The organism is Pseudarthrobacter sp. 902506025 (genome assembly GCF_040702325.1).
In the GTDB taxonomy this organism is placed as follows: domain Bacteria; phylum Actinomycetota; class Actinomycetes; order Actinomycetales; family Micrococcaceae; genus Arthrobacter.
This window is the reverse complement of record NZ_JBFBKW010000002.1, coordinates 529,542-550,507: the sequence shown is the minus strand read 5'-3', so window position 1 is coordinate 550,507 and position 20,966 is coordinate 529,542. Positions and strand designations below refer to the sequence as shown.

Below are 20,966 nucleotides of genomic sequence, written 5' to 3'. Positions count from 1 at the left end.
CTATGCCGATTGCGGCTGCCGCGTCCTGCCGGTGCAATCGGCCAGCACGCCCTCGCAGCTGCGGATCACCACCCGGCAGGCCTCCACGGCTGACCGTGCAGTCACGGGGCTTTCAGCGACCGCGCGCCAGCGGCCCAGCACCTGGCGGGCCTGCGCCGCCAGGACCTCCGGAGGCGAATCGGAGGGCACGCCCAGCCGCTGTGACGCCGCGGCGCCCTGGCCGCCGATGAGCCGTTCAGCTTCCGCCGCCAGTTCCGGAGCAAGTTCCACCCCTGTGGTCCGCAACGCCGCCAGCAGCCGGAGCTCGCGGAATTCGTGCGCGCCGGCCTGCAGCCGCTCCAGGGATGCCGCCAGCTGCTCCGTTCCCTGCCGCGGCCGGCTGGCCAGGAGGTCTTCCACCGCTGCCAGCGCGGTCCTGGCCTTCAGCGCCCCCGCCCTCGCCTGAAACTGGCGGTCCAGCAGCTCCAGCAGCGGGTCCAGGCCGCTGCGCCGGGCGAGTTCATGGGCCAGGGCTGTTGGCTCCCCGAAACCGTTGCGGACCAGGACCATGGCGAGCCGGATGCCGAAGAGCCCGTAGCGCTCCAGCAGTGATGTCCGGGCCTCTTCCGTCAGTCCGTCCGGTTCAGCGGAGCGGCGGAACCTGTCGGCCGAAAGCAGCATCCGTTCGCGCGCGGCGCGGTCCAGGGTGGCAAGCAGCCGGAGGGCCTCGAAGTCCGCCTGGCGCAGGGTGCGGGCGCTTTGCGCCAGGAGCCCTGCCACCGGGACGACGCCCAGGGCCAGCTTCCGGAGGTTGGGGTCCCGGCTGTACCGTTCCGCGATGGTGCCGGCGGACAGCAGGGAGTCGATGCGGCCGGCTCCCACCTCATCGGCCCGGGACAGCACCGCGATGGCGTTGACGGTGCCCGAGCGTCCCGCCCCGATGTCTCGGAAGGATTCCAGGAACCGGATATCGGATTCGTGCAGGTGCCGCATCAGGTAGATCACGGCATCGGCCTCCGACGGCGTATCCTCCGGGGTCAGGAACCGAATGGACCGTGCCGATACATCCTGGGAGAGGGAAGCGATGCCGGGGGTGTCGATCAGCGTCATGGCCTTCAGCGCCGGCGACGGCCATTCGACGTCGAGGCGCTCCACCTCCTCCGCACGCACGCCGTCCAGGACGAAGACCAGGCGCCCGTCCACGCGCTTCAGCGGGAGGTTCCGGGGCAGGCCGTCCGTGGGGTGCAGGGTGATGCGGGGGGTGCGTCCGTGCCGGTACCAGGTGACAATCCGGGTGCATTCGCCGGTGTCCGTGGGCGCGATCTCCTCGCCGATGATGGCGTTCAGGAGGGTTGATTTCCCTGCTTTCACCATGCCGGCAACGGCAATCCGCAGGGGCTCGGCCAACCGCTGCGCGTAGCCTTTCAGTGACTGGACGGCGTCCGGGTCATCCGCATAGGCCTCCAGCGCTTCGCGGATCAGTGCCGCCGCTCCGGCTGTGGTGGACGCCGTCATCCCACCCCTGCCGCGGTACGGATTCCGGCGGCGGCAACCTCCGCTGCCACCGCTTCCGCCGCGCGGTGCAGCGCGTCCACCCGCTTGAGCTCGGCCCTGATGTCGCGGATGCGGCCTTCCTTCTCCTGGGCATACGAGTTGGCTGCCTTTTGGGCTGCTGCCACCGAGTCCGACAGCGACCGGTGGTATTCATCGGCGATCTCGGTGAAGTGGTCCCTGATGGTCCGCTGGACCAGGCGCAGCCTGTCCTTCAGCTGCTTGCCCACCTGGAAGGTGACATCGTCCAGTTGGCGCCTGACCAGCGCCTTCGCTTCGCCCTGGCGGCGCTTCAGCCGCGTTTCCTTGTCCTCACGGTAGGCCTTGCGTCCCAGCAGCAGCCCGGCACCCACGGACAGCGGATTGATCAGGGCCATCCCGAAAATCCCGGTCAGGAGGCCAAACATCAGGACGCCGCCATAGGATCCCCGCATGCCGATGAGGACTTTTTGGATCGGGTTCACGCGGCCGGGATCCAACCCGGGCATCTGGTCCACCGGGTCCAGGGCGTCCCCGGAGTCGGACACGTGCAGGACGGGCAGTGACACCTCGTCTGCGGCGAAGTGCTCAGCCACCTGCGCGGCCAGCCATTGCGACCGCTCGCTGGTCCAGACAAAGGTGTCCGAGACCGCCGCGGCAACGCACTCTTCGAGCCACGCGGAAAACTGCGTCCAGACAGGACCGGGATCGCCCTGGTCGATGGCGTTCTCGGCTTCCCGTTGGATCCGGCGCAGGCGGTCGCGGAGGTCGTATTCCATGTCGGCGATGAGATCGTTGATGCCGTCACCGAGCGTCAGCTGCCAGCGCGCGGACCGCTTCCGCAGCTCGTCCGCCTCCGTTTTGGCCTGCTCCAGGGCTGCGAGCATCTGCGGCGTACCGTCGGGGTTCTCCAACGCGTCCAGTTCGGACTGCAGGGACAGGCGCAGGTTTTCGGTGACGGAGAGCAGGTCCTGGCTGACGGAGCGGCGCTGGATGCGCTGCGCCTTGCCCACAATGTCGTTGCGCAGGTGGGACACCAGGGCTGGGAAGCCTGATTCGGCGTTGAGCTCGGCGTCCTGGAGGCGTGAGGCCTCGAGGCGGAGGTCTGCGGACAACGCGAACAAGGGGATGTCCGGTGACACCTGGTCCAGGTGGTTCCTGTCCAGCTCTTCAACCCGGCGCCAGTCCGGGTACAGGTCCGTTTTGGAGAGGACGGCGGCAACGCTGGGGGTGATCCGCATGGCCTGGCGCAGGAACCGCAGTTCCGGTTCCGTGTATTCCTGGGAGGCGTCCGAGACCAGCAGCATGGCATCCGCGGTGGGAAGGGCGGTGAGGGTGGTCAGCGTGTGGGTGGAGCCCATGCCGCCCACACCCGGGGAGTCGATGATGGTCAGGCCCCCGGTGAGGACGCGGCGGGGCAGGCAAACTTCCGCGGCCGCGAGCTTCCGGCTGTTTCCCGGGTTGCCCTGCTCGGAGACGAGCGCCGGCAGCTCTGACAGCTCAATGGGCCGGCGCTCGATGCTGCCGTCCCCGCCGTCGCCCGCAGGGTTGGCCGCCTGGTTGCCGGCCTGGTTGTCCGCCGTGGGGACCAGGACGGCGGCCGAGGCCGGTTCGCCGTAGCGGACGATGGTGGGCAGCGACGTGGCAATATCGTCATCCACCGGGCACACCGGGGCGTTCACCAGGGCGTTGATGAGCTTGCTCTTCCCCTGCTTGAACTCCCCCACCACAATGACCCTGATGCTGGGGTCCTGCAGCCGGACCATGGCCTGGCCGAGCCTCCTGCGCAGGTCCTCGCGGTCCCCGGCACCCACCAGCTGCAGGCCCTGCTCCACGAGCTTGGCCAGCTGTCCGGCCGTCATGGGCGCCGCCGGCCGTGCCGGTTCTGCATCTGCCACAGCCTCTCCCCCCTGCCCCAGCGCCAAAAGATCTGTTCCCGTGAGGCGGATCTGGGCGGTTCGCCTCACGGGAATAGCGTGTTACAGCACGGTGGAGTCGTCAACCACCGAATCGTCGATGGTGGCGTGGTTGTCCAGGTCAACATCCGTGTGCGTGGAGTTGTCCTCCGTGAAATCGAGCTGGTTGTCCGCCACCACCAGGTTGTCTTCAACGATGCTGGTGGCGGGGTTGTCCTGGAACGAGTCGTCCACGTGGACCTCCACCGCGGTAGTGGTGGAGCTGTCCTGGTTGAAGGAATCCTCAACCAGGGTGGAGGTGTCCTGGTTGTAGGAGTCGTCCACCGCCACGGAGTTGTGGGTGGAGTTGTCGGAATTGTCGTTGAACGAGTCCCGGACGTCCACGTCCACGTCGGTGCTGGTGGAATGGTCCGAGTAATCCGTGTGGTGGGAATTGTCGGAGTTGTCGTTGAAGGAATCGTCCACGTCCAGGCCGAGATCGGTGTTGAAGGAGTCGGAGATGTCCGTCTGCTCGTTGCCGATGCTGACGTCGCTGCCGGCATGGATGGAGTTGTCCGTGGAGTTATCGGTCGAGTGGTCGGTGTTGTAGGAGTCCCTGACGTTGTAGGAGTCCCGCACGTTGTTGGGGTCCCTGACGGCGGCGTCATCACCGGCGGCCACGGCCTGGTCGCCGGAGGCCACCACGGCATCGTTGTCGAACCACTGCTCCACGTCCCCGTGCGCCCAGATGTTTTGGTTGACGGACTGGTCGGTAATGGTGACGCGGTCATCCAGCATGGTGGTGTTGGTGGTGTAGGAGAAGTGGTTCACCACGTGGTGGAGCTGCTGGACCGCGTGGGCGTGGTCGTCCTGGTCATAGCCGGCGCCCCCCTGCCCGGCAACCGCCCCTCCGCCGTGGAGGGCGGAGGGGCCTGCGCCGTGGCCGCCCAGCGTCCCCGTCTGCCCGGCCCACACACCGTTGCCGCCGGTGGTATGCTCCCGGGCGAAGGAGGTGGCATTGACGGTGATGGGAGCGTAGTCGAGGACCACCGGCATGGCGGCGTCAACGTCAGCCGAGCACACATTGGCCAGGCCGTGTTCCTGCAGTGCCCTCTCCGGGTCATCCAGGAACTCCTGGATCGCCTCCCGGTCGCCGAAGAGCTGCATCAGGAACTGAACAAGGTCATTTGCGAGCGTTGGCATATGCGTGGTCCTCACATCTTCGTGGAGTTGTGGATCATCCGGTGTACGTATCCGGTTGCTTCAAACCTAGATTCGCCGCCGGGGACGGTGCATCGGGCGCTTTCCCCCTACCCCCGGGCGCTGTTCCGGGGCACTGGCACCCCCGTGTCTAGGGGGGTTAGGGGTTATTCCTGCTGCGGATTCAGCGGCTGGGAATGTTCCACGCCAAGGGCCAGGCGCAGACGGGCCAGCAGGTCGGAACGGTTTTCCGCTCCCAGCCGGCGCCGGATCCTGGCAATGTGGTGCTCCGCGGTCCTGGGCGATATGTAGATTGCCTCGCCGATCTCCCGGTAGGTCTTGCCCTCAAGCACCAGCCTGGCCACTTCCTTTTCGCGCTCGCTCAAACCGGAGGCGTCGGGCTGCCCCGCTTTGCCGGCGTCGGTACCGGTTCCTGCCTGCACCTCCGCCGCCCCTGATGCTCCGGCAGCAGGGCTGCCTTGGGGGTGAAGGTCCCGGGCACAGGAGAGCAGGCGCATCATGTCCCGACGCTCGTCGGCCCGGGCGGCAGCGTGCCCGGCCAGCCGTGCACCCTCCCAGGGCATCCCCACCGCACCGAGCAGCCGGGCAGCACCCTCCACATCGGCGGTCCGGAACCGGCCGGCGAGCACCGAGACCCAGGCTTTGCCGGCCGTGGCGAGCACCGCGGCAAGCTGACTGTGGGCAGAGGCCCGCGCCAGTGCCGTTGCGTGGGGAGCAAGATCGGCGGGGCTTTCATTCAGCAGCGCAGCCTGGACGGCGGACCAGTGCAGGGGAACGGACCACAGGGCAGGACCACCCAGGCGGCCCAGCAGTTTCCAGGCGTCCTCCAGGTACTGCGCCACCCGGCGTGTCTCGCGCAGCCGGGCCGCGGCGATCAGCAGTTCGCCCCACGGCAACAGGTTGTAGAGGTCCACCGAGGTGTGGAGCATGGCTTCGCGTGCCCGTTCCCATGCCCTGAGCAGCTCCGGCACGTCGCCGTTCCGGCGCGCAAGCCCCACCTCCAGGGCGGCGCACATGAACTCGTCGCGCGGGACCAGCGGCCAATGATTGGCTTTGGCCGCTTCCGTGGCTGCCAGGCGGGCGTCCTCGAGTTTGTCCTGCATCATCGCCGCCCAGGCCTGGAGCAGCAGGAGCCTTGGCTGGGCGGCGTTGCCGCCCTGTCCGGCTGCGGCTGCCGCCTTGCAGACCGTCTCCGCCAGGTGCGGCTCACCGCTCTGCAGGGCCAGCAGGGCTGCCAGGGCCGCCGGTGTTTCCGGCAGCGGAAGGGCCGTGCCCGCCGAGTTCAGCATGTCCGAGGCATGGATCAGGATGGAGATGCCCTGTTGCGGCTTGTCCCCCAGGGAGGCCAGGATTCCCTGTCCGGTCTGGACCAGGGCGGCCGCAAGCAGCGTCGGCGAGGCCGCCGGAGCATCGGGCCGGAAGAAGGCCTCCGCAGCCGCCCGGTCACCGGCGCCGATCATGGCGACGGCGGCAAGAGGTGCGGAGGGGCCCACCCGTCCGGGACCAAGCCAGCTGTATACGTCGGCTCCGCGGGCCAGCATTCCCCGCTGCGCCCAGACGGAGGCAGCGACATCGGCTCCGCGGCGCACGTCCGGCGGGTCCGGGCTGACCAGGAGCGCGTCGATGATGCGGGCCGCGGCGTCGAGTTCCCCGTCGCCGGCTGCGGCCTGGGCGCGCCTGGCTGCGGTGGCCAGCGGGTCGGCGCCGGCCAGGAGTGCTTCCTCGTAGAGTTGGGACGCCAGCCTGGGGTCATTCTCCAGCACGGCGTTCCCAGCCTGCTCCAGTTCCGCGGCCACCCGTGGATCGGCAAGGCCTCCCCTGGCCAGCTCGCGGGCGAGGTTCCCCAGCGGCTGTCCTGCGGATGTGAAGACGGTTACGAGCTCCCGCTGGAGCGCGTGCACCTTGGCCGTGGGGGTGGCGGTCAGAAGGGCGTGTTGGGCCGTCCCCACCACCGTGCCGTCCGGCCGCAGCAGGCCTGCGGCTTCGGCGCGGTCCACCAGGGCATCAAGGTCCTCCACCGTTCCGCTGATGAACTTGTGCTGGAGGTCCGCCGGAAGCGGTCCCGGCAGGGCGAAGCCCACCGAAAGTGCCAGCAGCAGCTCCCGGACGGCAGCGTTTGCGCCCTTCAACTGCTTGGCCATCAGCTCCGCGGCGTGGGGCGGATGGCCCTGGTGGTCAGGTGCGGTGAGCAGGGGTACGGGCCGTTCCGCCCGCTGGATGTGTCCGTCCATGTCAGGCCCCCGGAGAAGTGGTCGTGGCCGTTGCGACGGCAGTGTCCGTCGGAGTCACGGTGGACTCCTCCGGCGTGGGTGAAGGTGCAACGGTCGGGGTGGGCGTTAGGTCGGCCGTGGGGGACACGAGCGGGTCACCTGTGGGGGCCGGAGCCGCCATGGTGGTGGGCAGGATGGTGGGGGTCGCTCCCCCGGTGGTGGGGGAAGACGTCCCCGGGTCGGCGGGAGCGGTTCCGGAGCCAAGCGTGGGGTCGACGGTCGTGCCGGGCGAGGATGTGCCTGGCGGCGGCGTCGTCGGTGTTGGCGTGGCAGTGGACGTGGGCGGGGCGGTTGTTGGGGCCGGGGTGGCAGTGGGGGCAGGCGCGGTAGGGACGGGTTGCGTGGTGGCCGTTGGCGTTGCGGGGCCTATGGTGGCTGAATCGGGAACGATGACTGTCCCCGGAGTGCTGCCCCCGGCTGCTGACGGCGGATTCGCTGCAGGGGCTGCGCCGGCGGCCGCAGGCCCACCCGCCGTGGCGCCGCCGGCCGCGGCCTGGCTGCTGGTGGGTGAGGCGGACACGTCGAGCCCGGGCTGCTGCGCGATTGGCTTTTTGGCGCTGGCCTCCACGCCCGCGAGCGGCTGGGGGGCGCCAACGGCTGCAGCTCCTCCTCCCCCTCCACCTGCTGCTTCCGCCCCGCCGGTGCCTGCGGATCCGCCGTCGGTGCTCGCTCCCGCCTGCGGTACAAACATGGCGGTGAGGCTTCCGAAGCCGTCGGGGCTCTGCGCCGCAGTGGCGGTGAGGACCGTCAGGAGGGCTGCGGCAGCGGCAACAGCCGTGACCCGGACCGTGGGTTTCGGGGCGTGTGCCCCTCTTTCCCCCCGCCGCGCAGTCCGGACGGCGCCGTGCCCCGCGCCGGCTTCAGCCGTCGTCGCATATTTGCGTGACCAGCTGGGCAGCCCTGGTCCGGAGGGTGCCGGTGGCACTGCGGAAGGCACGACGGCGGGCGGCGCCTGAGCGGCGGACGTTTCAATTCCTGCCGCGTCAGTTTGGGGCGCTGCCGTTTCTGCGCGGGCTGCGGCGTGCGCGAGAAGCGCGGCCACGGCCGCGCCGAGGCAAATGGAGGACTTGGGATCCGCGTCAACGGCGATGGGCCGGTCCAGTTCCTCCGACACCACCTGGGCTACCAGGGGGATCCGGGACGAGCCGCCAATCAGCAGCACCGCGGACAGGTCTGCCGGTTCCAGGTGCAGCTGGGCCAGGGAGCGCTCCAGCGCGTCCACCGTTTCCCGTACGGGCTCTTCAATCAGGGCCTCGAACTCGGAACGGACCAGGCGGATTTGCTGCTGGACGCCGGGCAGGAGCACGGGAATGCTTGCCTCGCTGTCGGAGGACAGGGCTTCCTTGGCCTCCACGCATTCGCGCCGGAGGCGGGCCAATGCCCCGAGGACCGCGGGGTCGGCGGGGTCGAGGTCTGCCAGGGCGGTGCCGGTGTGCCCGGCAACATAGCTGAACACCGCGGCGTCGAAGTCGGCCCCGCCCAGGTCTTCGATGCCCTCCGGACGGCCCAGCAGTTCGAAGCGGCTGCTGCCGGACTTCCGCAGGACCGCGGTATCGAAGGTGCCGCCGCCGAGGTCGTACACCGCGATGGTGCTGCCCTCCTCCACCCGCACCTGCGAGGCGTAGTGCAGCGCCGCGGCCTCGGGTTCGGGAAGGAGGGTGACGTTTTCCAGGCCGTGGGCGGCAAGGGCGGCGCGGATGACGGACAGGCGGTGGATGCCCCAGGCAGCGGGGTGGGTGAGGTGGACGGCCGACGGCGGGCCCCCCTCGCGTTCGGCCGCGCGGTCTGCCACCCAGCGGGCCATGGTGGCGAAGACGTCCTCCGGCTGCAGCGCCAGGGTGCCAAGGATGATGGGAACGTCGTCGCCGATGCGGCGTTTGAATTCCCGCACCACGCGTTCCGGCGAGTCCAGACCGCGGCGTTCCGCGACCTCGCCCACCAGGACAGTGCCTTCCTCCGGGAAGTACACCACGGAGGGAACCGACGCTCCACGCGCGCCCAAAGGCAGGCACTCAGGCACAGCGGAGGGACCTTGGTGAAAACGAACAACGGCGGCTGCCGTGAAACTGGTCCCGACGTCTACGGCGAGAGCGTAGCTCATGGTTACCTCGGAAGGCTGGCGGTCCACATGCAAGCTTCATCACAGTGAACGTCACCAACGTAGCATTTCCGACGGACCCTCGGACAGCCCTGTTGCTACATCGAATGGTTATTTAGCGCCCAGTTGCCGCGATGCGGGTGGATTCCCCGCCCAAGGCCCGGAAAGGGCCCGTTTCTAGAGGCCGGAGTAGGAGTGGAGCCCGTTGAAGAACTGGTTCACGATAGTGAAGTTGAAGATCACGCACAGGTAGCCCACGATCGACAGCCACGCGGCGCGTGTCCCGGTCCAGCCGCGGGTGGCACGGGCGTGCAGGTAGCCTGCGTAGACAACCCAGATCACGAACGTCCACACCTCTTTGGTGTCCCAGCCCCAGAACCGGCCCCATGCCTTTTCCGCCCAGATGGCACCGAACATGAGGGTGAAGGTCCAGCCGATGAAGGCGATGGCGTTGATCCGGTAGGAGAGGTTTTCCAGGCTCAGCGCGGAGGGCACCAGGCGCATGAAACCGAGCTTGTCGGCGCCGCCAGCTGCAACGGTCTTCTGCCGGTGGGACTGCACCAGCTGCAGGGCGGACATCGCGAACGTCAGGGTGAACAGGGCCGAGGAAAGCACGGCAATGGATACGTGGATGACCAGCCAGTAGCTCTGGAGGGCGGGGACCAGGTGGCCCACGGGGGTCCAGAAGGCCACCGAGGCAGCCACCAGCATGATGATCACCAGGCCAACCACGAAGGTGCCCAGGAAGCGCAGGTCGCGCCGGATCAGCGAAAGCAGGAACACGGCCGCCACCAGGAACGCGCCGGTGGTGAGGAACTCGTACATGTTGCCCCACGGCACGCGGCCCGCGCCCAGGGCTCTGGTGACCACGCCGGCGCCGTGGATGAGGACGGCGAGGGTGGTCAGGGCCACGGCGACCCGCGCCGGAACCCGGCGTTCCGTGGCGTACTTCATGTCGCCGTCGGCCGTTACGACGCCGTCTGCCCCGGCGCCGCCGGCCTTGGCAGCGGACGACGACGGACGCTCGGCCCGGTCGGCGGGCCCGTCCAGGCGCGCCCCGGCAGAGCCGGCACCAACACCGGCGGCCACGGGAACCTTGGTGGCAGCCCCGGCCTGGGCGGCCTTCAGGTCGACGGCGCGCAGGGCCTTGCTGCTCTTGGCCAGGTCCCAGGCGAAGGCAATGAAGGCCACTGTGTAGGTGCCCGCCGCCAGCAGCATGAAGAGTTCGCTGTACTGGCCCATGGTTTCGTTGATTCCAAATGGCATTACTGGTCCTTTTCGGGCCCGGTGGGGCCTGCTGGGGTGGTGACGGAGCCTTCGGCCTTTTCGGCGGAGCCTGCGACATTATCGCCTGTCCGGCTGGGAGTTTGCTGGGACGGGGCAGTATTTTCGGGGACGGCAGCGTCAGGCGCGGCCTCGTCGGCCAGCTGCCACTCGGTGGCGAACAGTTTCCGCAGCGCGGCCGCCTCGCCCGCCAGCCGGTGGTCCTCGCCGCGGGCCAGCAGCCCGTATTCCACCATGGTGCGGCCGTCGTCAGCGGTGCCGGTGCGCACCCAGACGCGCCGGCGGTTGACGTAGAGCGAAAGGATCAGGCCGGCCACAGCCAGCAAGGCGAAGATCAGGGCGTACAGCTGCCCGGGGTTGTGGTGGATGTCCACGCCGATGTACCGCTTCACGCCGTCAAAGCTGATGCTGCCCTTGCCGTCCGGGAGGGTGTAGGTGGAGCCGGGTGCCAGCGTGATGCCGCCGGCGGCCAGGTTCCTGGCGTTGAGCGGGGTCAGGTTCTTGACGTCCAGTTCGAAGACGTTCTGCGGAGCACCCTTGTTCAGGCCCAGGTCGCCGTAGTAGGAGTTCAGGGTCAGCTGCGGGTTGAAGAGCTCAGGGTCGGCACTGAAGGAGACGTTCTTGTCCGTCACGAACGCGGTGGGGAGGAAGAAGCCCACGAAGCCCAGCTGGTCCGGCTGGGCGTCGGGGACCTTGATCACCACGGAGGAGTAGTAGTTCTCGCCCTGCAGCTTGGCTACCACAGGGCCCTGCATGGCCACGTTGCCCGCCCCGTCCCGGATGGTCACCACCGGCGCGTAGCCGTTGCCGGTGAGGTAGATGCTGGTGCCGCCCAGGCTCACGGGGTCGTTGACCTTCAGGATCTCCTGCTTGGGCGGAGCGTCCGGGTTTTCCTTGGTGGTCACGGTGGCGGCGAAATCGATGGGCTGGCCGAACTTGCCCCGGGACTCGCGGTCGAAGGTGATGTTGAACTTGTCCAGCTGGAGCGAGTACGGCTGGAGCTGGCTGGACTGGAAGTTGGTGCCCGGGTTGAACTGGTCATAGCCCACCAGGGTGTTCACGAACGTGTCGCCTTCCACCAGGATGCGCTGGCCGCTGTATCCGAACAGGCCGCCGGCGGCCACGGACACCAGCACGCCGATGAGCGAGGTGTGGAAAACCAGGTTGCCCACTTCCTTCATGAAGCCGCGTTCGGCACCCAGGGACGGAAGGGCGCCGTCGGCATCCCTGACCTCCACCCGGTAGCCGCGCTTGCGCAGCAGGCCGGCCGCACCGTTGATGGCGTCCGACGCCGGGACGGCGGCACTGGCGGGGATCACCAGGGTGCCGTATTCCGGCAGCCTGGAGAGGCGCTGGGGGGTCCGCGGCGGCTGTGAGCGCATGGCCTTGTAGTGGGCGATGGCGCGCGGCACCACGCAGCCGATCAGGGAGATGAACAGCAGGAGGTAGATCGCGGAGAACCACGCCGAGGAGTAGACATCGTAGAGCTGCAGGGAATCGAGCAGCTTGCCGTAGTCCGGGTGGTCCTTGATGTATTGGGTCACCACGGCCGGGTTTGCGGGCCGCTGCGGGAACAGTGATCCGGGGACGGCGGCGACGGCGAGGAGCAGCAGCAGGAACAGCGCGGTGCGCATGCTGGTCAGCTGGGTCCAGGCCCACCGGAGCATGCCCTTGGGCCCCAGGGCCGGGAGGGCAGCCTGGGCCTTCGCCTCTGCGACAGGGGCGGATTGCTTCTTCTTTACGTTCACACGCTCGCTCATCAGATCGGCAACTTCACGTCGGTTTGGAACCAGTACTGCAGCCCGGTCACCCAGGCACCCCACACGCCGGTGGCCATCAGCAGCCCGAGGACCACCAGGATCCCGCCGCCGGTCCGCTGGATGGCCAGGCGGTGCTTGCGGAAGAACGCCATGACGCCCATCCCCCGGCGCAGGGCCAGCGCGATCAGCAGGAACGGGATGCCCAGTCCCAGGCTGTACACAAAGGCAAGGAAGGCGCCCTTGGCGGCGGAGGATCCGCCGGAAAGGCTCAACAGCTGAACGGCGGAGTACGTGGGGCCGATGCACGGGGCCCAGCCCAGGCCGAAGGTCAGGCCCAACAGGGGCGCTCCCCAGAGCCCGGCGGGCGGCTTGGCGTGGATCTTCGCGTCGCGCTGCAGCCAGCTGAAGCCGCCCATGAAGACGACGCCCATGATGATGACGAGGATCCCCAGGAGCTGGGTGATCCAGGCGTTCTGGCTGCCCGTGATCAGGGTACCCAGCTGGCCGAACGCGCCGCCCAGCAGGACGAAGATCACCGAGAAGCCCAGGACGAACAGCCCGATGCCTGCCAGCATCCGGCCGCGTTTCTGCTTTTGCAGGTCCACGCCGCTCAGTCCGGTGACATATCCCAGGTAACCGGGCACCAGGGGAAGGACGCAGGGGGAAAGGAAAGACACAAGTCCGGCGAGCAGGGCCACCGGAATGGCCAGCAGGAGGGAGCCACTGAGGATGGCTTCGGCGAAGGGGCTGTTCACGGTCCCGGCCTGTCCCTATTCCGCCACGGCGGCGGTGATGAGGGCTTTCAGGGTGCCCTTCTCGATTTCGCCGAGGACACGGGAGGCCACCCGTCCCTGCTTGTCCAGCACCAGGGTGGTGGGCACGGCCCCGGGCGGCACCAGGCCGGACACGGACAGCAGGACGCCGCCGTCCTTGTCGTCGAAGCTGGGGTAGGTGAGGTTGAAGGTCTTTTCGAAAGCCTCTGCCGTGGGCTTCTCGTCCCGGAGGTTGACGCCGAAGAACTGCACGCCCTGGTCCTTGAACTCCTGGTGCAGTTCCTCAAGGAGCGGCGCTTCCACGCGGCAGGGGGCGCAGGCGGCAAACCAGAAGTTCAGGACGCTGACCTTGCCCTGGAAGTCGGCCGGGGTGACCGCGGCGCCACTGAAGAGCGCGCCCTGGATCTGCACGGCTTCCTTGCGGTCCCCGGCGGCGAACTCGGTCACGGAACCGTCGCCGGCAACGTAGTTCTTGTTGTCTCCCGCCTTGGCCTGCTTGGCCAGCGCATCCTCCTGGGCACAGCCGGAGAGGCCAAGGGTCAGCGCGGTCAGGGCCATGCCGCCTGCTGCAAGCATGCTGCGGCGCGAGGGAAGGTTGTTGTTGCTCACTGCTAGGCTCCAGGGGTGCTGGCGGCACCGGGAAGAAGGGACGCCGCGGGTTCGCTGTACTCGACCCGCACCAGCGAGCCGTCGTCGTCGAAAACCAGGGACGTGACGGATGTCAGGGTGCACTCGCGCTTGCGCGGGTCATGCCACAGCGGCCGGCCCTCCGCGCTCAGCCGTGCCGCCCAAATGGGCAGCTGGTGGCTGACCAGGATGGCCTCAGGGCCTGCGGCGCCGAAGTCGCCGGCAGCCAGTTCGATAGCCTTCAGCCGGGCGTCCTGGACGGCAGCCGCCACCCTCGCGGCCTGCTGCTTGTACGGCTCGCCCCATGACGGGCGCAGCGGGTTGACCAGGCGCGGCCAGTGCCTCGGCCGGCGGAGTTCGGCTTTGGTGACCTTCATGCCCTCGAAGTAGTTTTCCGCTTCGATGATGCGCCCGTCGGTGTGGATCTGCAGGTGCAGCGCCTCCGACGTCGGCCGCGCGGTTTCCTGCGCACGGTCCAGCGGCGAGGCGGCCAGGTAGGTGATCCGGGCGCCGCCCGCGGCACGCTCGCGGAAGTGTTCGGCAAGCATCCGGGCCATCTCCTGCCCCAGTTCGGAGAGGTGGAATTCCGGGAGCCGTCCGTAGAGAACGCCGTCGGGATTGTGGACCTCGCCGTGGCGGAGCAGATGGACAGTGGCTTGGGGCATGTTTACCAGTTTCTCAAAGATGGCGTGCGATCCGAAATCTTCCGCACGTGCTTTCTACAAAGAGTAGAACTCAAGTTTCTGAAGAAATGTTCCGAAACCGGGAACAAAAGATGCAAACGCATGTTTATACTGGATGCAGCAAGTTAGTTGAGACTTCAACCGATGAAGGTTCAACCCCCCGACCCGAGCAGCATTCACACCAAGGAGCAACATCATGGCACTTCCCGCAGACGTCACCACCGGCACCTGGACCCTGGACAACTCCCACAGCGAGATCGGCTTCACCGTCCGCCACGCGGGCATCAGCAAGGTCCGCGGCCAGTTCAAGGAAGCCGAGGCCACCCTGGACCTCGCCGAGAACGTGGCCGACTCCAAGGTCAACGCCACCATCAAGACCGCCAGCTTCGACTCCGGCGACGTCAACCGCGACGGCCACGTCCGCGGCGAAGACTTCTTCGACGTCGAGAAGTTCCCGGAAATCTCCTTCGTTTCCAACTCGATCGTCCCCAAGGGCGATGCCTACGAACTCCAGGGCGACCTCACCATCAAGGGCGTCACCCGTCCCGTGGCCCTTGAGACCGAACTCCACGGTGTGGCCGTCGATCCCTTCGGCAACACCCGCGCCGGCCTCACCGCCGAAACCACCATCAGCCGCAAGGACTTCGGCCTGACCTGGAACGCCGTCCTCGAGGCCGGCGGCGTGCTGGTCAGCGACAAGGTTGCCATCAACCTGGAACTGGCCTTCATCGCCCCCGCAGCATAAGTTTCCCCGTTCACGGCACCCCGGTACCAGGCCATCCCGGCCCGGTACCGGGGTGCCGTGTTTAACCAAGGGCCTTTCCCCCGGGTTCACCTGCCGGCCGCGGGCGTGGATCCCGCCTGAATCACCCACAACGCCACCCGCCGGGGGTACGGTGGACTTAAGCCACGCTGGGGGGAAGGCTGAGGACCGATTCCCGGCAGCCTACCTGGATCCCGACCTGCAGAAGGAACGCCATGAGTACTCCTCCCGTCCCGCCTCCCGCGCCCCAAGACCCCCACTCCGGCAATGGCCAGCCAGGGAACGGCCAGTCCGGCAGCCAGCAGCCCGGACCACAGCAGCCCCGCTACGGCCAGAACGCGCCGCAGTATGGCCAGAACGCTCCCCAGTACGGGCAGAACCAGCCCCAGTACGGTTCCCAGCCGCCCGCAGCGCCGCAGTACGGGCAAAACGCGCCGCAGTACGGTTCCCCGTACGGGCAGAACGCTCCGCAGGCCCCGGGCTACGGCCAGAATGCACCCCAGTACGGGCAGTCGCCGTATGGCCAGTCCCCTTACGGCCAGTACCCCTCGGAGCAGCCGCAGCCGGCCGGAAGCAACGGCGTCCCCCAGCTGGTGAACATCGCATTCTGGCTGCTGATCGCTGCCACCGCGATCTACGTCATCTCCATCCTCGTCAACCTCACCCAGCTGGATGCCCCGCAGTTCCGGCAGGAATTTGAACAGCAGGTCCGGGCCAGCGGGGCGGACATCACCTACGACGACATCAAGCCCTTCATCGCCGGCTCCCTGGTGGTCTTTGGCATCATCGGCGCCGCCCTCTACCTGCTGGTGGCCTTCTTCATCCGCAAGGGCAAGAACTGGGCACGCATCCTGGGAACCGTCTTTGCTGCACTGTCGGTCTTCGGCCTGTTCGGAATCCCCTCCTTTGCAACGATCGGGACCGTCCTGGGGATCGCCGCCATCGTCCTGCTCTACCTCCCTGCCGCTGCCCCCTACTTCCGGAAGCAGCAGCCCTTCGCCAACCCGTATTCCGGTGGCTTCGGCAACCCTTACGGGCGCTGACCACCAACCACAGAACGCAACGGCGGCCCGGGATGTCCAGCATCCCGGGCCGCCGCCTTTAAACCGTGCCCCTAGGCTGTCTGCCCCGGCGCCTGCGCCCGCTGGGCGTGGTAGGCCAGGATCTGCAGCTCCGTGGCCATGTCCACCTTGCGGAGGTTGACCCCTTCCGGAACCTGGAGCATTACCGGTGCGAAGCTGAGCACGCTGTGCACGCCCGCCGCCACCACCCGGTCGCAGATGCCCTGCGCCACCGCCGCAGGAAGCGCCAGCACCACCATGTTGGCCCCGGTGCGGTGGAGGACGGTCTCAAGGTCCGCGACGTCGCTGACCCGCAGCCATCCCACCTCGTTGCCCACCACCATCTGGTCCGCGTCGAAGATGGCCACCACATCGAAGCCACGCGATTCAAAGCCGCCGTAGCGTGCCAGCGCCTTGCCCAGGTTTCCGGCTCCGACGATGGCCACTTTCCAGTCATGCGTGAGCCCCAGGGCCGCGGCAATGTGGCGGCTGAGGTACTGGACCTCGTACCCCACTCCCCTGGTGCCGTAGGACCCCACGTGGGACAGGTCCTTGCGCAGCGTTGAGGAACTGACGCCGGAGGCTTCCGCCAAAGAGTCAGAGGAGACGCGCTCAACACCCTCGGCCAGCAGCGTGTTCAGGGCCCGGAGGTACAGGGTCAACCGGGCCACGGCAGCAGGGGGAATTTGCTTTGCCGGTGCACCCGCGGCATCCGGGATGCCCGGGACAGGCTGGGACGTTGAATCCAAGGACGTCACTCGCATCCCCCTAATTGGCCATGGCGCGCTGCAGGACGCGTTCCAGCCGGGCTTCGTCGATCTTCCAGAAGTCGCGCTGCACCCCGTCAACCAGGACCACGGGGATCTCTTCGGCGTAACGCTCCCGCAGTTCGGGCTGGTTGTCCACCAACTCTTCGCTCCAGGTAAGGCCCAACGAGGCAGTGACCCGGCCGACGGCGTCGCGCGCCTCCTCGCAAAGGTGGCAGTCAGCTTTGGTGACCAGGACGACGCGGGGGGTAGCCATGGCTTAACGGTATCGCCGTTCGCGCCGTGCGGGTGACGCCGACGGCGGCCAGCGGGTGGATTGACTAGACTCAAGTCCATGCCCGAGGAGAAATACGTCGCCGTCGTCACGCGGCCGGTTGCTGCGCCGCAGCCCGGTGAAGCGGCGTTTTTCGATGTGGACAATACTTTGATGCGCGGGGCCAGCCTCTTCCACGTGGCGCGGAAGATGCACCAGCGCGGCGCGTTCACCCTGGCCCAGGCGGCCGGATTCGCGTGGAAGCAGTTCAAGTTCGTGGCGCGCGGTGAGAATATCGACGACGTCCATGCGGTCCGTGATTCGGCCCTGACGCTGGCCGCCGGCATCACCGTTGACGACATCAAGGCCCTCGGCGAAGAAGTCTACGACGAGATGATCGCATCGCGGATCTGGCCCGGCGCCAAGGCGTTGGCGGAACAGCACCTGCGGGTGGGCCGCCGCGTCTGGCTGGTGACGGCCACCCCCATCGAAGTGGCAACAGTCATCTCCACCCGGCTGGGGCTGACCGGAGCGCTCGGGACAGTAGGTGAGGTGTCGGACGGCATGTACACCGGGCGCCTAGTGGGGGACATCCTGCACGGCTCGGCCAAAGCCGTAGCGGTCCAGGGAATTGCGGACCAGGAGGGCCTGGACCTCAAGCGCTGCTGGGCGTACAGCGATTCCTACAACGACGTGCCGCTGCTGTCACTGGTGGGACACCCCGTGGCCATCAACCCGGACGCCAAGCTTCGCCGGCACGCCCGGGACCGGAACTGGCCCGTTTATGACTTCCGCGCGGGCCGCCGCGCTGCCACGCTGGGCCTCAAGGCAGCAACCTTCGGCGGTGCTGTCTACGGCCTCTGGAAGGGCTTCGCCCGCATCCGCGGTCCCCGGGCATAAAACACCCTGCCGCAGCCAAAAGCCTGCAGTCTAAACCCTGACGACAAAAAAATGCCCGCCGCCTTTGGAAGGCGACGGGCATTTCCACGCTGTTCGAAGTATCTCTACTTCTTGTTGCGGCGCTGGTGACGGGTCTTGCGAAGCAACTTGCGGTGCTTCTTCTTGGCCATACGCTTGCGACGCTTCTTGATAACTGAACCCACGAAAGTTCCTTACAAACTAGATGCAGTACCTGCCTGATGGGGAATGTCCGCGGACAAAGCTACGAACTGAACAACTGACAGATTCTTACAATGACGTAAAACGTTCCTTAACAGGGTACCGCTTATCGGGGGCGGCTCGGGACAGGCCGCCTCAGGCGGTCTCGGTGTGGCCGTCCACAACAGCACCTTTGAGGTACTGTTCGACGGCGTTTTCGGGGACACGGTAGGAGCGGCCGAAGCGCACCGCGGGCATTTCGCCTGAGTGAACCAGGCGGTAAACAGTCATTTTGGAGACACGCATGACCTCGGCCACTTCAGCCACGGTCAGGAACTTCGCGTTGGAGAAGTTCTGTTCTGCCGACATTTCCCTATTTTCCTTTGCTGACGGATGGACAACAGTGACCCCAGGTACGTGCCAATGCGGTGTTCCGATGCTGAGCCATCCACCAACCACCTAAACAGATACTCTAGATGTTCATGTGGCAGATGTGAAAGTAGTGTTTCCCCTATTTCGCCCCCTAATTCGAGGCCCGGCGCTTCCGTGCCGACGCCGCCAGCTGCTCCAGGACTGACGCGGAAACATCCCAGTCCATGCAGGCGTCGGTAACGCTCTGGCCGTAGACCAGTTCCGCCCGTCCCGCGGCGTGTTCCGCAACGTCAAGGTTCTGGGCGCCGCCCACCAGGAAGCTTTCCAGCATCACACCGGCCACTGCCCGGGCCGCTGCGCCGCCTTCCTCAAGCTGGGCACCGATCTCCAGCGCCACCTCAGCCTGCCGGTGGTGGCTCTTGCCGCTGTTGGCGTGGCTCGCATCAACGATCAGGCGGGGGTTGAGCCCCTTGCCCGCCAGTTCGGTGGAGGCGCGTTCCACATCGGCCGCCGAGTAGTTGGGGCCCTTCCGGCCGCCGCGGAGGATGACGTGCGTGTCGGGGTTTCCTGCCGTTGCCACCAGCGCGGCCCGGCCTTCGCCGTCGATCCCCAGGAAGGCCTGGGCCGCCGCGGCGGCACCGCAGGCATCGATGGCAACCTGCAGGCCGCCGTCGGTCCCGTTCTTGAAGCCAATGGGCATGGAGAGCCCGGAAGCCAGCTGGCGGTGGATCTGGCTCTCGGTGGTGCGGGCACCGATGGCTCCCCAGGAGATCAGGTCCGCCATGTACTGCGGGCTGATCGGCTCCAGGAATTCAGTGGCGGTGGGCAGGCCCAGCGCCGTGACCTGCTGCAGGAACTGCCTGGCGGTGCGCAGGCCGGTCACCATGTCATGGCTGCCGTCCAGCCGCGGATCGTTGATCAGGCCCTTCCAGCCCACCGTGGTGCGCGGCTTCTCGAAGTAGGTCCGCATGACGATCAGCAGGTCTTCCTTGTGCTTCTCGGCCTGGCTGACCAGCTGGCGGGCGTACTCCAGCCCGGCCTTGGGATCGTGAATGGAGCAGGGGCCCACGATGACCAGCAGGCGGTCGTCCACGCCGTCCATGATGGCGCGCACTTCGTCGCGTCCGCGTTCGACGACGGCGGCCTCCCGGTCCCCCAGCGGCAGTTTGGTGAGAAGCGCCGACGGGGCGGGCAGCGCAGTGAATTCGCTGACGCGCAGGTTGGACGTGGACTTGGTGGCGCTGGCGGCTGCTGTTGCGGTGCTCATGTTCGGGGTCCTGTTCCAGATGGGAAGCGGGCCCGGATTTCAGAACCCGCCGGAGAAACGGCGAAGGGCAGAGAATGATCTCTGCCCTGTTGGCTCTGAAGGAAGTTGGATGCGTGTCAGTTAGACGCGGGCCCCTCCAGAGCCAACGAAAAATACGCATACCAACGGTTAGTCATGGAAGAGACCATAAACCCGGCACACGGCGGCCGCAAAATCGGTTGCGTCACATTCCGGCGCCGCAGCCTACCCCAGGAGCTTCCGCAGGAACTGCAGCTGGCGGATCCAGTGGTGTTCCTGGCCGCCCTCATGGTTGTTAAACCGGTACACCTCAATGTCCTTCACGGCACCGGTGGCCGATGAGGCGTGGGTGCCGGTCCCGTAGGCGTTGTAGCTGGCGAACACCGTGGACGGCGGGCAGATGTCATCCATTTGCGCAGCTGAGTACAGCGCCGGAACGGTGGCCCAGCGGGCCAGGTTGACGCCGTCGAAATAGTTCAGGACGCCAAGTGCGGCGTCGTAGCGGTCCCGGTGCCGCGCCAGGAACTGGGCGATCTCCGGATAGGGCCCCCGCGGAGTGATGTCGATGGCACGGGGAAAGTCCTGCAGGAAGGGGACGTCGGGCAGCGCGGCGATGACGCCGTCGAGCCGTCCCGCGGTGAGCCCCGCCGTGGCCACCACCAGGCCACCGCCCTGGCTGACACCGGCCAGCACCACTTTGGCGGGATCGACGGCGGGGTGGGCCTGGGCAGCCTCCACCGCGCGGAAGGCGTCCACGTAGACACGGCGGTAGTAGTAGTCCTCCCGGCTGGCGATGCCCCTGGTCATGAGGCCCGCGTGCGCCACATCCCCCGCGGAGGGGTGGGGATCCGCGGTGTCCCCCAGCGTGCCGCCGTACCCCTGGCCCCGGGTGTCCATGATCAAGTGTGCGTACCCGGCCTGTGCCCACCGTGTGTCCTGGTTGGCCAGGCCGCGGCCGCCGGAATAGCCAATGTAGTTCACCACCACCGGCAGCCTGACGCCTGCCTCCCGGTTGGCCGGCAGGTGCAGCCAGCCTTTGACGGGCGCGCCGCCGAAGCCGGAGAAGGTGACGTCGAACGTATCGATCACCGTGAGGTAGTTGTCCACCGGTTCGAAGGTTGCGTCGAGCGGAAAGGCCCGCGCTTCGTCCAGGGTGGCATCCCAGAACGCCTTGAGGTCACCCGGCGGTGTGACCTCGGAGGTATAGCTGCGGAGCTGGGACAGGGGAAGGTCGAAGAGGGGCATTC

Annotated in this window: 19 protein-coding genes; 3 read left to right on the top strand and 16 right to left on the bottom strand. The window is 67.4% G+C overall.

Annotated elements, in window-relative coordinates; genetic code table 11:
- The 10 genes from AB0280_RS06380 to AB0280_RS06335 all read right to left on the bottom strand — a co-directional run bounded on the left by AB0280_RS06380 (position 1) and on the right by AB0280_RS06335 (position 14,102).
- Positions 1-1,494 carry a dynamin family protein gene (locus AB0280_RS06380; protein WP_366366480.1) on the bottom strand — a complete coding sequence of 498 codons (1,494 nt, stop codon included), beginning with the start codon at positions 1,492-1,494 and terminating at the stop codon, positions 1-3.
- Positions 1,491-3,371: a dynamin family protein gene (locus tag AB0280_RS06375; protein ID WP_366366663.1), complete on the bottom strand. Its 1,881-nt coding sequence runs from the start codon at positions 3,369-3,371 to the stop codon at positions 1,491-1,493. The genes AB0280_RS06380 and AB0280_RS06375 overlap by 4 nt, the downstream gene beginning before the upstream one ends.
- A gap of 117 nt (positions 3,372-3,488) precedes the next feature.
- Positions 3,489-4,607: an IniB N-terminal domain-containing protein gene (locus AB0280_RS06370; protein WP_366366479.1), complete on the bottom strand. Its 1,119-nt coding sequence runs from the start codon at positions 4,605-4,607 to the stop codon at positions 3,489-3,491.
- A 164-nt stretch (positions 4,608-4,771) separates the two neighbouring features.
- Positions 4,772-6,856, bottom strand: coding sequence for a LuxR C-terminal-related transcriptional regulator (locus AB0280_RS06365; protein ID WP_224026977.1), 2,085 nt, complete (start codon positions 6,854-6,856; stop codon positions 4,772-4,774).
- 1 nt (position 6,857) lies between these two features.
- On the bottom strand, positions 6,858-8,996 hold the full coding sequence (locus AB0280_RS06360; RefSeq protein WP_366366478.1) for an Hsp70 family protein: 2,139 nt from the start codon (positions 8,994-8,996) through the stop codon (positions 6,858-6,860).
- A gap of 174 nt (positions 8,997-9,170) precedes the next feature.
- Positions 9,171-10,259: a c-type cytochrome biogenesis protein CcsB gene (ccsB, locus tag AB0280_RS06355; RefSeq protein WP_307489139.1), complete on the bottom strand. Its 1,089-nt coding sequence runs from the start codon at positions 10,257-10,259 to the stop codon at positions 9,171-9,173.
- Entirely contained in the window at positions 10,259-12,037 is a 1,779-nt protein-coding gene (gene resB, locus AB0280_RS06350; RefSeq protein WP_307489142.1) for a cytochrome c biogenesis protein ResB, read from the bottom strand. Before resB ends, ccsB begins: the two co-directional genes overlap by 1 nt.
- Positions 12,037-12,792 (bottom strand): cytochrome c biogenesis CcdA family protein, encoded by a 756-nt coding sequence (locus tag AB0280_RS06345; protein ID WP_324643022.1) that lies wholly within the window; start codon positions 12,790-12,792, stop codon positions 12,037-12,039. Before AB0280_RS06345 ends, resB begins: the two co-directional genes overlap by 1 nt.
- 15 nt (positions 12,793-12,807) lie before the next feature.
- The gene (locus AB0280_RS06340) at positions 12,808-13,386 is read right to left on the bottom strand and encodes a TlpA family protein disulfide reductase (protein ID WP_159635196.1); all 579 of its coding nucleotides are present in this window, start codon (positions 13,384-13,386) and stop codon (positions 12,808-12,810) included.
- A 35-nt stretch (positions 13,387-13,421) separates the two neighbouring features.
- Positions 13,422-14,102 carry a histidine phosphatase family protein gene (locus AB0280_RS06335; protein ID WP_159630836.1) on the bottom strand — a complete coding sequence of 227 codons (681 nt, stop codon included), beginning with the start codon at positions 14,100-14,102 and terminating at the stop codon, positions 13,422-13,424.
- A 214-nt stretch (positions 14,103-14,316) separates the two neighbouring features.
- Here AB0280_RS06335 and AB0280_RS06330 point away from each other — a divergent pair, with 214 nt between their 5' ends.
- Both AB0280_RS06330 and AB0280_RS06325 read left to right on the top strand, forming a co-directional pair.
- Positions 14,317-14,865 carry a YceI family protein gene (locus tag AB0280_RS06330; RefSeq protein ID WP_159630834.1) on the top strand — a complete coding sequence of 183 codons (549 nt, stop codon included), beginning with the start codon at positions 14,317-14,319 and terminating at the stop codon, positions 14,863-14,865.
- A 233-nt stretch (positions 14,866-15,098) separates the two neighbouring features.
- Complete coding sequence (locus AB0280_RS06325) at positions 15,099-15,926, top strand: hypothetical protein (RefSeq protein WP_159630832.1); 828 nt, start codon at positions 15,099-15,101, stop codon at positions 15,924-15,926.
- 71 nt (positions 15,927-15,997) lie between these two features.
- Here AB0280_RS06325 and AB0280_RS06320 read toward each other — a convergent pair whose 3' ends face one another.
- Together AB0280_RS06320 and AB0280_RS06315 are read right to left on the bottom strand one after the other, a co-directional pair.
- A complete protein-coding gene (locus AB0280_RS06320; RefSeq protein ID WP_159630830.1) occupies positions 15,998-16,702 on the bottom strand; it encodes a redox-sensing transcriptional repressor Rex in 705 nt (234 codons plus the stop codon).
- Between the two features lie 10 nt (positions 16,703-16,712).
- Positions 16,713-16,967, bottom strand: coding sequence for a glutaredoxin family protein (locus AB0280_RS06315; RefSeq protein WP_159630828.1), 255 nt, complete (start codon positions 16,965-16,967; stop codon positions 16,713-16,715).
- Positions 16,968-17,045: 78 nt separating this feature from the next.
- On the opposite strand from AB0280_RS06315, the gene AB0280_RS06310 reads away from it, so the two are divergent.
- Positions 17,046-17,864 carry an HAD family hydrolase gene (locus tag AB0280_RS06310; RefSeq protein WP_159630826.1) on the top strand — a complete coding sequence of 273 codons (819 nt, stop codon included), beginning with the start codon at positions 17,046-17,048 and terminating at the stop codon, positions 17,862-17,864.
- Positions 17,865-17,968: 104 nt separating this feature from the next.
- Here AB0280_RS06310 and AB0280_RS06305 read toward each other — a convergent pair whose 3' ends face one another.
- The 4 genes from AB0280_RS06305 to AB0280_RS06290 form a co-directional block, all read right to left on the bottom strand.
- Complete coding sequence (locus tag AB0280_RS06305) at positions 17,969-18,067, bottom strand: 30S ribosomal protein bS22 (protein WP_003792170.1); 99 nt, start codon at positions 18,065-18,067, stop codon at positions 17,969-17,971.
- A 151-nt stretch (positions 18,068-18,218) separates the two neighbouring features.
- Positions 18,219-18,431, bottom strand: a complete 213-nt coding sequence (locus AB0280_RS06300) for a helix-turn-helix domain-containing protein (RefSeq protein WP_043452394.1) — start codon at positions 18,429-18,431, stop codon at positions 18,219-18,221.
- 154 nt (positions 18,432-18,585) lie between these two features.
- Positions 18,586-19,701 carry a 3-deoxy-7-phosphoheptulonate synthase gene (locus AB0280_RS06295; protein ID WP_366366475.1) on the bottom strand — a complete coding sequence of 372 codons (1,116 nt, stop codon included), beginning with the start codon at positions 19,699-19,701 and terminating at the stop codon, positions 18,586-18,588.
- A gap of 243 nt (positions 19,702-19,944) precedes the next feature.
- Positions 19,945-20,964, bottom strand: a complete 1,020-nt coding sequence (locus AB0280_RS06290; RefSeq protein WP_159630822.1) for an acetylxylan esterase — start codon at positions 20,962-20,964, stop codon at positions 19,945-19,947.
- Positions 20,965-20,966: the final 2 nt, after the last annotated feature.